Genomic DNA, 11,940 nt, shown 5'->3' on the forward strand with positions numbered 1-11,940 from the left:
GTCAGGCACTGGCACGCCAAGCGGAGCTTCTCGAACGTTCCGATTCGCTTAGCGAAGAGGAACGGGATGTCTTGGACGTCATGGCCGTTCTCATCGAAAAGTATGAGAGCGACCACCATCCCATCCAGGCACCCACTCCCACCGAAGCCATCCTCGAACGGATGGCGGAAATGAACTACAAGAAGAAAGACCTCGGGAAACTGCTCGGCTCGCCAAGCCGGGTGGCCGACATCCTGTCCGGTGTCCGCCAGCTCACGCCGGAGATGATTCGTCGCCTGCGCGACGAGTGGCACATCCCCGCCGATAGTCTGCTGGGCCCCGGCCCGAAGCTTGATCCCGATCCCGATCCGTTGCCGACGGGTCGGGATTTTTCACGCTACGACGCCAAGCAAATGTTCAAGCACGGCTACTTCCCGTGGGCCACCGGCACCTGGCGCGAGTGGATGAAAAAGGGCGACACACTGCTGGCCCAGTTCTTCCGAGGAGCCGACGCGCCCCAGCCGGTGCTGAAGCGCCAGATGGCGGGATCGAAGTCGGTCGTCTGCACCTACGCCCTCGAAGCCTGGGGCCACCGCGTGCAGGTCCTGGCCGCAGAGATGGAGCCGACCCTGCCACCCTGGAATCCGCAGGCGGTCGAAGACGAGGCCTTCCTGCGCTGGCTCGCGGGCCTCGCCTGTCTCGACGAGGCTGGCCCGCCGCGGGCGATCGAGGCGCTGCGCGCCAAAGGCATCTCGGTGGTGATCCTGCCGCGGCTCGACCACACCCACCTCGATGGCGCGGCGCTGCTCACGCCCGGCGGGCGCCCGGTGATCGGGCTGACCCTGCGCCACAACCGCTGGGACAACTTCTGGTTTGTTCTTTTTCACGAGCTCGGCCACGTGCTCAGGCATCTCAGCGGAGACACTCCGGCGATCTACGATTCCGACCTCGATTCCCAGCGCCTCGGCGAGGTCGAGCAGGAGGCCGATGCCTTCGCCCTGGACACCTTGATCCCGCCGGAAGTGTGGGAGCGCGTTCGGCACTTGCAGTTCGCCCCTGAACTTCGCCGCGCGGCGAAGCAGGAGCACATCGGCCTGAGCGTGCTGGCCGGGCGCCTGCGCCGACAGGCGAACGACTTTCGTCTCCATCGCACCCTGGTGGGATACAACCGCCTGCGCGAAAGCCTGGGCATCAAGGAATCCGAATGGCCGAAATGAGCACGACCCCAATATGGAGAAGGACTTTTCAAGTCCTTGCACCCACCTTCGACTCCGTCCCAGCCTGCGCCGGCTTGGCAAGGGTCGACGCTTCTCAAGCCCATCATCCCACCGCCGATTTCGACCCCGGTTTCGGGACCGCTTCGAGCTGCTCGGTCCGGCATCTCAGTTTAAATCCGGCATCCACCTCTTTGTCTGATCCATCCTGGTGTTCCTATCGGGACCGATCCGGCGATGAAGGACCTTCAGAGTCCTTCTCCAAATTTCCCAAGCGGCGGACTCCACGCAGGCTGCCGTTCCGGAAAGAAAAACGGACCCCGTACTCCGCTCACCTGCGAGTGCAGGACCGGGTGGCAGGGACCGGGTCCATGTCTAACAACACACGTTCATATCATGAACACCAATAGTACAAGCAGCCGCAGTCGTCCGGTTGCGAAGAAAGCAGACGACATCCGCAACGCCTGGAATGCCCTTGCTCCCGAAGCCACCTTCGGAGGCAGGACGCTCGCTGATCTCGACGCCGAGATCGCGAAATTCCAGGGCAAACTGGACGCGCTCGATGAAGCGAAGAAAGCCGCCTCCGCTGCGGTCCTGGTGAAGAACCAGGGCATGGCGGAACTGGCGGAGTTCCTCGTGGTCGTCTCGATGGGCGTCCAGATCCACGAAGAGCACGGCCGCGACAGCCCGCTCTATCGTGCCATGGGATACGTGCCCTTGAGCGAACGCTCGAACGGGACGATTCGTCCGCCGCAGGATCCGCCTCCTGCAAACGAGGAAGCCGCCGCTTGATCGATTCCTGCAAGAATCACACGATCAAAACGACGGCTCCCGTCCAAAGCGCCATCGGCCCGAAAGGGTCGGTGGCGTTTCTGCTTGGGGAAGGAGAGCAGAAGATCCCTAGCTTGGCAAATTCGAAGATTATCGGCGGGTAGGTCTGCGGATGTCCGAGCGGCTAACCTAGTGAAGCGAGTCCCTTGTTGCTCGTCTTCAAGGCAGTTCTACCCATCACCTCGAAGAACTTGCCATCTTCAGGAAATACCTTGCGGGAGCCGGGCTCGCCTTATCGTCTCCGCCAGAAGTCCTGAATCGTCCGCCGGATGACGAGGGGAATGAACATCAGGTTTGGCTCCAACCGGAGAGCGGACGTTTTCTCAAGGTGACTTGGCCGGACTTCTTCGGCCTCCAGGTCATCCATCGGGTCGGTGAAGAGCCGAAGGCATCACCGATTGCTAGTTTGGAGCGGTGGAACCTTAACAATGAGCTATTCGACGACGATGGGCGCTTCCTCGAAGGGCAGGGGAGCATCTGCACGATGATCGACCACGCCCGCCCCCATGAAGTGTTCGGAGCGGTGGAGCAATGAGCTTCTTGTCCCCTCGGCGATCAGCTCGCGCTAAAACGTGGTAGATCGCCCCAGGAAATTCGTTTCCCGGACCTCGTAACATACGGAAAGCTCGTCCCTCAGACGGAATGAGTGCATAATTTATCACCTAAGACCTTTCTTTTTGAGACCTTTCTTTTGATCCCCCACCTCAAAATCGGCAAGGCCGTCAGGTTCCGGACGGCCGATGTGCTGGAGGAGTTGGAGCGGATGCGGATCGGGTGAGGTTCAGACACCTGAGCTGAGACACGATGACGCATTCAGGCTAGCGTGAAGCGATTGTTTTGCGTATCTCAATTGTCAGGCGCTTGGAGGCGTATTTGAGCTCCCATCGCTGGACTAACTACTCATGGATAATCTCTCCCAATTCGAAACTGACCTCTGGTCCGCCGCGGACAATCTCCGCGCCAATTCCAAGCTCACTTCCAGCGACTATTTCATGCCCGTGCTGGGGATCATCTTCCTGCGCCACGCAGCCAACCGCTTCGATGTGGCCGCACGGCAGATCGCCGAGGACCAGGCATCCGGTAAGATGCCCAAGCGCAAGGTCCAGCCAGCCGACTACATCCGCCGTCGCGCCCTTTTCCTGCCCGAGGAAGCCCGCTTCGACAACATCATGGAGCGGGCCAGCACGGACCCCGCCGGGCTGCCCCAGCTCGTCTCCGATGCCATGGAGGCCATCGAGAAGGAATTCAAACCTCTGCTGAATGTCCTGCCCAAGGACTACGGCATCTTCGAGCCCAAGGTGTTGGAGGAGCTGATGCGGCTCTTCAACAGCGAACAGATCAAACGCGCCACCGGCGATGTCTTCGGGCGCATCTACGAATACTTCCTCGCCAAGTTCTCCATCCAGAAGGCGCACGACAACGGCGAGTTCTTCACTCCCTCCTCGATCGTGCAGCTTCTCGTCAATGTCATCGAGCCGAACCACGGCAACGTCTTCGACCCGGCCTGCGGCTCGTGCGGCATGTTTGCCCAGACCAGCCACTTCATCGAGCACGAGGGCGGCGACACCAACCGCAAGGTCGTCTTCTACGGGCAGGAAAAGAACCGCGACACCATCCGCATCGCCAAGATGAACCTCGCCGTTCACGGGCTGGAGGGGAAAATCTCGGAAGCGATCAGCTACTATCAGGACGAGCACAACCTCGCACCCCGCGAGGCCATGGGTGAAGGCGGCTGCGACTTCGTCATGGCCAATCCGCCCTTCAACGTCGATCTCGTCGATGCCGAGCGGATCAAGAACGACCCGCGCCTGCCCTTCGGCCTGCCGGGGGTGAACAAGGACAAGCGCGTCTCCAACGGCAACTACCTCTGGATCTCCTACTTCTGGAGCTACCTCAATGCCAAGGGCCGCGCCGGTTTCGTCATGTCCTCCCAGGCGTCCAGCGCGGGCAACGACGAAAAGACTGTCCGCCAGAAGCTCGTCGAGACCGGCGACGTGGACGTGATGATCTCGATCAAGGGCGGCTTCTTCTACACCCGCACCGTGCCCTGCGAGCTGTGGTACTTCGACCGCAACAAACCCGCCGGGCGCAAGGACCAGGTGCTCATGCTCGACGCCCGCAGCATCGGCCAGCTCATGAAAGGCTCGCGCAAGGTCCATGAGTTCACTCCGGAGCAGATGCGCAATCTCACCGCCATCGTCTGGCTCTACCGCGGCCAGAAGGATCGCTTCATCGGCCTCGTGCAAGACTACTTCACCCGCCATGCCGCCGAGTGCGCCGCCGTGCCGGAAACCATCGCCGCCTTTGACACCGCGCTGGCAGCCCTCGACGCGCCGTTTGCCGCCCTCTCCAAAGTCGTGAAAGCCACGACCGATCTCGACGCGGAGAAAGCGCAGGCGCTCACCGACACGCAGGCGGAACTGCGCGACGCGCGCAAAGCCTGCACCGCCGATGCCAAAACGCTGCTCGCCGACGTCGCCGCCTGCGTGAAGAAGTTGGAGAAAACCCCGCCCGCCACCAACGCCCAGCACAAGGCACGGCAGTCCTTCGACCCCGTGGCCGAGCGAGCCAAGGGACTCATCAAGCAAGTGGACCTGCTCTACAAACTCGCCTCCCGGGTCGCGTCGAATGCCAACGACCTCACGGATCACGAAGCAGTGGCCGAGGCCTTCGACCGCCGCGCCACCGGACGGCTCATCAAGCAACTCGACGAAGCCCGCCGCGCCGCCGCGGAGCAGCTCAAGCACGCCACGTATTTTCACCGGCAGATCGCCTGGCTGCAGGACCGCTTCCCCAAGGCCGAGATGCAGCCCGTGCCAGGCCTCGTCAAAGTCGTCACGCGGGCCGACATCGAAGCCGCTGACTGGAGCCTCACTCCCGGTCGCTACGTCGGCGTTGCCCCGGCGGAGGTGGACGAGGATTTTGATTTCGAGCAGGCCATCACCGAGATTCACGAGGAACTCGCCGGGCTGAACGCCGAGGCGGTGGATCTGGCCGCGACGATTCAGAAGAACCTGGAGGAGCTGGGGGTATGAGTAACCAAAGTTGGCCCATCCGATCTTTGGGTGACTGCGTAAAGTTCCTCTCAGGCGGAACTCCAAGAAAATCGAGGACTGAGTTTTGGGAAGGGGACATACCCTGGGTCAGTTCGGGCGAAATGAAGGAAAGCCGAATTCACGACTCTTCACTTCACATCACACCCGAAGGTGCTGAGGCCGGCAGCCGACTAGTTCCTGAAAATACAGTTCTCGCAGTCGTTCGTGGAATGTCTTTGGCCAAGGAGTTCCGCGTCAGCATCACCAAGCGAGAGGTTGCGTTTAATCAGGATCTCAAAGCGCTCGCCTGCAAACCGGACGTCGACCCAGAGTTTCTCTTTTACTCGCTGTTCAGTCAGCGTGAGAACATCCGCCAGCTGGCAACGGAAGCCTCTCATGGAACAAAGAAGCTTGAGACCGACACACTCGCTCGCGTCGGGATTCGATTGCCGAAACTGCTCATTCAGCGACGAACGGTCGAAGTGGCCCGCACTTACGACGAGCAGATGGAGAACAACCGGCGGCGGATGGGGCTGTTGGAAAAGGCGGCGCGCTTGCTGTATGAGGAATGGTTCGTCCGCCTCCGCTTCCCCGGCCACGAACACACGCCCATCAAGAACGCCGTGCCGCTGGGGTGGGAGTTCAAGCCGTTCGAGGATGCACTCGTCTTGCAGCGTGGTTTCGATTTGCCGAAGGGCGAATGGGAAGAGGGTGATTTCCCGATTTGCGGTTCAACGGGGATCATCGGTCACCACCATGAGTCAAAGGCAAAAGGCCCGGGAGTTTTCACGGGGCGGAGCGGCTCGCTCGGTGTAGTGAATTACGTTGATGAAGACTACTGGCCGCACAACACTGCGCTTTGGGTCCGTGAGTTCAAGGAGGTGACTCCGCTTTTCGCCTTGTTTCTATTGCGAGGGATGAACCTCAAACAATACAACGGCGGCGCTTCAGTCCCAACGTTGGATCGTAAGGCGGTTCACCGTGTAGAAGTTCTGATTCCTCCTCACCGGTTGATTCAAATCTTCGACGAGCAAGTCGCGCCAATGTTTTCTCAACTCCGACTCCTCGCCATCCAAAACCAAAAACTCCGCGTCGCCCGCGACCTGCTCCTGCCGCGCTTGATGAGCGGGGAGATTGAAGTCTGAACCTGCACGTCCTATCCTAAGCCATGATTTTCCAACGCCAGAAACACCTGCTTGCCCTGCTCGACGCCCTTGGCGGTGAGATGGGCGGGCTGGATTTCCAAAAACTGCTTTTCCTCTATTGCCGGGAGGTGGAGACGACGCCGAGCTACGAGTTTGTGCCCTATCGCTTCGGCGGCTTTTCCTTCACGTCTTATGCCGACAAGCGCCGACTCATCGAGCGGGGCCTGCTCGCGGACGAGGAGCGCTCTTGGAAATTGACGCAGGTGGGCCGGGCGGCAGCCAAGGTGAACCCCGGCACCCGCCTCGCCATGCAGCGCTTCGCCAAGGCTCATGCGGACTTGCGCGGCGACGCGTTGGTGGCCGAGACCTACCGTCGGCATCCATACCATGCCACGCGCAGTGAGATGGCGGACCGAGTGCTCAAGGGCGACCGCTCCGCGCTCGCAGCAGTTGCGGCGGCGCGTCCGGCCTCCCAAGGTCCCGGTCTGTGCACCATCGGCTACGAAGGCCGCACGCTGGAGGATTACCTGAACCAGCTGTTGGTCGGAGGCGTCACCCTGCTTTGCGACGTGCGGCGCAATCCGCTCAGCCGCAAATACGGATTTTCCAAAGGCACGCTGAGCAAGTCCTGCGCGGGCGTGGGCATCCGCTACGAGCATTTGCCTGAGCTGGGCATCGCCTCGGACCAGCGCCGCGAGCTGAACACCCAGGCCGACTACGACGCGCTGTTCGAGGATTACGAACGCGATAGCCTACCGAAACAGACGGAAGCACTGGAGATCATTCGCACATGGATCACCAAGGGCGAGCGGGTGGCGCTGACCTGCTTCGAAAAACATCCGCACCAGTGCCACCGGCATTGCGTCGCCGAAGCCCTGGAACATGGAGGCCGCCAGCGATTGGAGGCGGTGCATTTTTGATTTTCCTGAACCACCATGGCCAGAGAGCGCATCCTCATCACCGTAAAGACCTACCCGACGCTGTCGCAGTCGCACGTCGAGCTGGTCTGCACGGCCGGTTTCCGGGAGGATGGATCATGGGTGCGGATTTATCCGATTCCGTTCCGGCTCTTGACCGAAGAGACACGTTTTCCCAAGTGGACCTGGATCGAATTGCCCCTCGTGCGCCGGATCAAGGACAAGCGTCCCGAGTCATTCAGCCCCGTCAATCGGGACGACATCACCATCCTCGACCCCGTTTCGACCGCAGACAACTGGCGCGAACGCCGTGCCGTGGTGCAACGGGGAAGGATCTGGACCAACCTTACGGAGCTGATCGCTGCGGGCAAGCGCGACGAGGTTTCCCTTGCCACGTTCAAGCCAGCGAAGCTGCTCGGTTTCGAGTGGCAGCCCAGCACCGAGGATTGGGATCCGGCCAAGCTCGCGGCGGCCACCCGGCAATTGCAGCAGACCAGCTTCCTCGATGCGGATGCGCTGCAACAGAATTTCAAACCCGCGCGGAAAGTGCCCTACGATTTCTATTACCGCTTCGAGGATGATTCCGGCAATAAGCCACGACTGCGGATTCTGGATTGGGAGATCGGCATGCTTTACTGGAACTGCCGCCAGTCCGCTGCCTCCGATGCCGAGGCGCTGGAGAAAGTGCGGCAGATGTATGAAACCCGGTTTTTCCAAACCGACCTGCATCTGTTTCTCGGCACGACCTATGAATGGCACAGCCGCGCCCCGAACCCTTGGGTGATCATCGGCGTGCTGCCGCTCCCGCAGGAAAACCAGCCGCAATTGCTCTGATCCTCATGATTACCGACATCCACAGCGAAGACCGATTGGTGCAGGCGACCTTTGCCGATCATCTGCGTGGCGTCCTTGGCTGGGATAGCATCTACGCTCACAACGAGGAGACATTCGGCCCTGCAGGAACACTGGGCCGCGCCAGCGACCGGGACGTGGTTTTAGTGCGCGACCTTCGAGCCGCCGTGGACCGACTCAACCCGGACCTGCCCGAATCCGCCCGCGAGCAGGCGGTGGAGAAGCTCACGCGGGTGGACTTCGCCCGCTCGCTGGTCCAGCACAACAAGGAGTTTCACGACTTCATCCTCAATGGCGTCCCGGTGGAGTGGCGCGATGCGGGCGGTCAGGTGCGCCACTCCCGCGCTCGGGTGATTGATTTCCGCGACGCTGCCAACAACCGCTTTCTCGCGGTGCGGGAGCTGAAGATCAAGGGTCTGCGCGCACCGGAGTTCAACCGTCGCGCCGACATTGTCTGTTTCGTCAATGGGCTGCCGCTGGTCTTCATCGAACTCAAGGCGGTCTATCTGAACATGCGGGCAGGTTACGACAACAACCTGACCGACTACCTGAGCGAGACGAGCATCAACCACGCCTTCCACCACAACGCCTTTCTTATCGTCAGTAATGGCGATCGCGCCCGCTACGGATCGATCACGAGCAAGTGGGAGCATTTTGCCGAATGGAAGCGGAACGACGAGAAGGATCAGGGGAGCGTCGAGGCCGAGGTGCTGCTCAACGGCATGCTGGCGAAGGAACGCCTGCTCGACCTGGTAGAGAATTTCATCCTCTTCGACGAGAGTCGCCCCGGTGGCGCACGGAAGATCGTGGCGCGGAACCACCAGTATCTCGGCGTGAATCAGGTGGTCGAATCGGTAAAGCGGCAGGAGGAATTGAAGCGGGAATATCCGGCCGGCAAGCGAATCATCCGCTATGTTCCAAAAGAGATCGAAACGGCGATGGTGGCGGAAACGCCAAGCGGCGAAGAGTCTCCAACGAATGTCTCCCGCCTCACGGATACGGCGGACGACCTGCAACTGACCAAGCGCGCCCATCCCGACCTCGGGCGGCTCGGCGTCTTCTGGCAAACCCAGGGGAGCGGGAAGTCCTACTCGATGGTCATGCTCACCGAAAAGGTGCGCCGATACGTGCCCGGCAACTTCACTTTCCTGGTGATGACCGACCGCGAAGACCTCGATGATCAAATTTGGCGGACCTTTGTCGGCTGCGGGATGGTGGATCCGAAGACGACCCCGCGCGCTGGCTCGGGAAAGGATCTCAAGGCTGCGCTACAACAGAATCACAGCTTTGTCTTTTCGCTCATCCACAAGTTCAACCAGCCTATGGACGAGAAGGACCCCTACAGCGAGCGGGACGACATCATTGTCATCTCCGACGAAGCGCACCGAACCCAGGCGGGCAAATTCGCCCGCAACATGCGCCTGGCGCTGCCGAATGCCTCATTCCTCGGCTTTACCGGCACACCGCTTTTCAAGCACGACCACCTGACCAAACGCATCTTCGGCAGCTACGTTTCCCGTTACGACTTCAAGCGGTCTGAAGAGGACAAGAGCACGGTCAAACTCGTCTATGAGAACCGGGGTGAGAAGCTCGGCATCGCCCGACTCGACCTGAACGACCGCATCGCAGAGAAGATCGAGCAGGCTGGCTTGGATGCCGACCAAGAGGCCCTGCTGGAGAAGCTGCTGGGGAAGGACTACGAGGTAGTCACCGCTCCCGACCGGCTCGACAAGCTCGCCGCCGATTTTGTGGAACATTGCTCGGGGCGCTGGAACTGCGGCAAGTCCTTGCTCGTGTGCATCGACAAGATCACCTGCGCCCGAATGTTCCAGCGCATCAAGCCACGCTGGGATGCCAAGATAGCTGTTTTGAAGGCGCTAATCCCTACCAAGGAAGCGGAACTCGCCGCTACCATGGATGCCGACGAACAAGAGGAGCGCACCAAGGAACTCGACCACCTGCGCTCTCAGTCGGCGTGGATGGAGAGCACCATCATCGAGATCATCATCAGCGAGGCTCAGAACGAAGTGCGCGACTTCGCCAAGTGGGGCGTCGACATCATCCCGCATCGGGTGGTGATGAAGAACGGTTTCGAGACACCGGACGGTAAGCGGGTCAATGTCGAGGACGCCTTCAAGAACGACAAGCACCCGTTCCGCATCGCCATCGTGTGCGCCATGTGGCTCACGGGATTCGACGTCGAGTGCCTGCAGACCCTCTACATCGACAAGCCGCTCAAGGCCCACACTCTGATGCAGGCCATCGCTCGCGCCAACCGAATCTATCCGGGCAAGGACTGCGGCGTGATCGTGGACTACAACGGGATGCTTAAAAGCCTGCGCGAAGCACTGGCGCAATACGCGGTGGGCGATGGCGGCGAAGAGCAACCCGACCCGGCGATTCCCCTGGAGGAATACGTTCCCGCCCTTGTCGAGGCCATCGAGGCTGCTGAGAACCAACTGCGCAGCGTGGGCTTCGAGCCGAACCAGCTCAACGGCCTGACCGGGTTCGCCAAGATCGGCGCTCTCCGTGCCGCCGTGGATGCCCTCTACACGACCGACGAATCCAAGCGCCGCTACCAGATCATGGCACGAGAAGTGTTCTCGATCATGAAGACGCTCATCATGGAGCCGTCAGTCCGCCCCTACTACGTGCGTCATGACAATATAGAGGCCATCTACAAGAAGCTTGATGAGCGCCGGGACACCGCCGACGTCACCGACCTTCTCAAGGAGCTGCACAAGATCGTCAACGAGGCGATCCGCGCCCAAGCGCCCGGCGAGGATCAGGCCGAGGGGCTGAAGGTTGATCTCAGCGAGATTGATTTCGAGAAGCTGCACGATGAGTTCGCCAAGAAGGTCCGCCACAAGCGCAAGGCACTGCAGGACATCCGTGAACTCATCGAGGCAAAGCTGGCTGAAATGATGGCCCGCAACCCGAAGCGGATGGACTACTACAAGAAGTATCAGATCATCATTGCGGACTACAATAGGGAGAAGGATCGGGCGACCGTGGAGGAGACTTTCGCGAAGATGATGAAGCTGGTCGCGGAGATGGACGACGAGGCGCAGCGCCATGTCCGGGAGGGTCTAACCGAGGAGGAGCTCGCCTTCTTCGACATGCTGACCAAGGAGAAGATCAGCAAGGCGGACCGGGAACGGGTCAAGCAAGCCAGCAAGGGCCTCTTGGCGACTCTCAAGGAGCAGTTGGCGACGATGCCCGCGTGGACCAAGAACACGACGACGCAGGCCGACGTGAAGGTTCTCATTCTCGATACTCTTTACGGCTCGCTGCCTCGGCCTCCTTTTACTGACGAAGAGGCCGAGGCCTTGGCTGAACAACTCTATGGCTTCGTGTGGCAACAAAGTGAGATGGCGGCGTGATGTCGGGACAATTCGCCCCGGTCCGCCTCGAATTGCTCGACCAGCCATTGCGGCGGATCAGATTGGGTTCGCTGAGTTCCTGAAGAAGTATGGAGTGTAATACGTTGCCGCTTTCGACCTCGGCACTTGCTTGCATCGTATGGCTCTGGCGGATGATAAGGGCTGCCCATTTCCTACTCGCCTTGTTTGCCAAGTTCAACGGGACCCTGAATCACCAATATCTCGTTGCCTGCTGTCGGTGTCTTTCTATTGGAGGCAGTCGCGCTCACCGATGACTGGCTCGGTGCGGGGGACCTTCAGCGAAGGCACTTCGCGGGCAGGGTTGTGACCTTTGGGGACGATGCCCCAAACACGCGCTCGCTCAAAGAGATGTCGTAGGTGGGCGAGGATGTTGTTTCGGTAGCGCTTCGATCCCTTGAGCTTGTCGTCCGCCATTCCTCAATGTCCCGCTCGGTGAGCGCATCGAGGTAGCGTTCGCTCGGGTCGCTTCGGCTGACCGCTACTCGACGAAATGGCGTTTGGTAAAGGTCCGACCGGATCCGCTTTTGAGATACTTTTCGAAGTTTCTAGCCAAAGACTCCGTT

9 protein-coding genes are annotated in these 11,940 nt (G+C 60.4%); 8 read left to right on the top strand and 1 reads right to left on the bottom strand.

Features of this window, described 5'->3' with window-relative positions:
• The 8 genes from WBG04_RS16190 to WBG04_RS16225 form a co-directional block, all read left to right on the top strand.
• On the top strand, positions 1-1,196 hold a 1,196-nt coding region (locus WBG04_RS16190), incomplete at its 5' end, for an ImmA/IrrE family metallo-endopeptidase (protein WP_424315560.1).
• Positions 1,197-1,589: 393 nt separating this feature from the next.
• Entirely contained in the window at positions 1,590-1,985 is a 396-nt protein-coding gene (locus WBG04_RS16195; RefSeq protein ID WP_424315562.1) for a hypothetical protein, read from the top strand.
• Positions 1,986-2,352: 367 nt separating this feature from the next.
• The gene (locus WBG04_RS16200; protein WP_424315564.1) at positions 2,353-2,559 is read left to right on the top strand and encodes a hypothetical protein; all 207 of its coding nucleotides are present in this window, start codon (positions 2,353-2,355) and stop codon (positions 2,557-2,559) included.
• Between the two features lie 367 nt (positions 2,560-2,926).
• Complete coding sequence (locus tag WBG04_RS16205; RefSeq protein WP_424315566.1) at positions 2,927-5,059, top strand: type I restriction-modification system subunit M; 2,133 nt, start codon at positions 2,927-2,929, stop codon at positions 5,057-5,059.
• Positions 5,056-6,204, top strand: a complete 1,149-nt coding sequence (locus WBG04_RS16210) for a restriction endonuclease subunit S (protein WP_424315568.1) — start codon at positions 5,056-5,058, stop codon at positions 6,202-6,204. The genes WBG04_RS16205 and WBG04_RS16210 overlap by 4 nt, the downstream gene beginning before the upstream one ends.
• Positions 6,205-6,227: 23 nt before the next feature.
• A complete protein-coding gene (locus tag WBG04_RS16215) occupies positions 6,228-7,124 on the top strand; it encodes a DUF488 family protein (protein ID WP_424315570.1) in 897 nt (298 codons plus the stop codon).
• 15 nt (positions 7,125-7,139) lie between these two features.
• A complete protein-coding gene (locus WBG04_RS16220; protein ID WP_424315571.1) occupies positions 7,140-7,955 on the top strand; it encodes a hypothetical protein in 816 nt (271 codons plus the stop codon).
• A 5-nt stretch (positions 7,956-7,960) separates the two neighbouring features.
• Positions 7,961-11,356 (top strand): type I restriction endonuclease subunit R, encoded by a 3,396-nt coding sequence (locus WBG04_RS16225; RefSeq protein WP_424315573.1) that lies wholly within the window; start codon positions 7,961-7,963, stop codon positions 11,354-11,356.
• 246 nt (positions 11,357-11,602) lie between these two features.
• Here WBG04_RS16225 and WBG04_RS16230 read toward each other — a convergent pair whose 3' ends face one another.
• Complete coding sequence (locus WBG04_RS16230; protein ID WP_424315575.1) at positions 11,603-11,791, bottom strand: hypothetical protein; 189 nt, start codon at positions 11,789-11,791, stop codon at positions 11,603-11,605.
• Positions 11,792-11,940: the final 149 nt, after the last annotated feature.

The organism is Haloferula sp. (assembly GCF_049672945.1).
Lineage (GTDB): Bacteria > Verrucomicrobiota > Verrucomicrobiia > Verrucomicrobiales > Akkermansiaceae > Haloferula.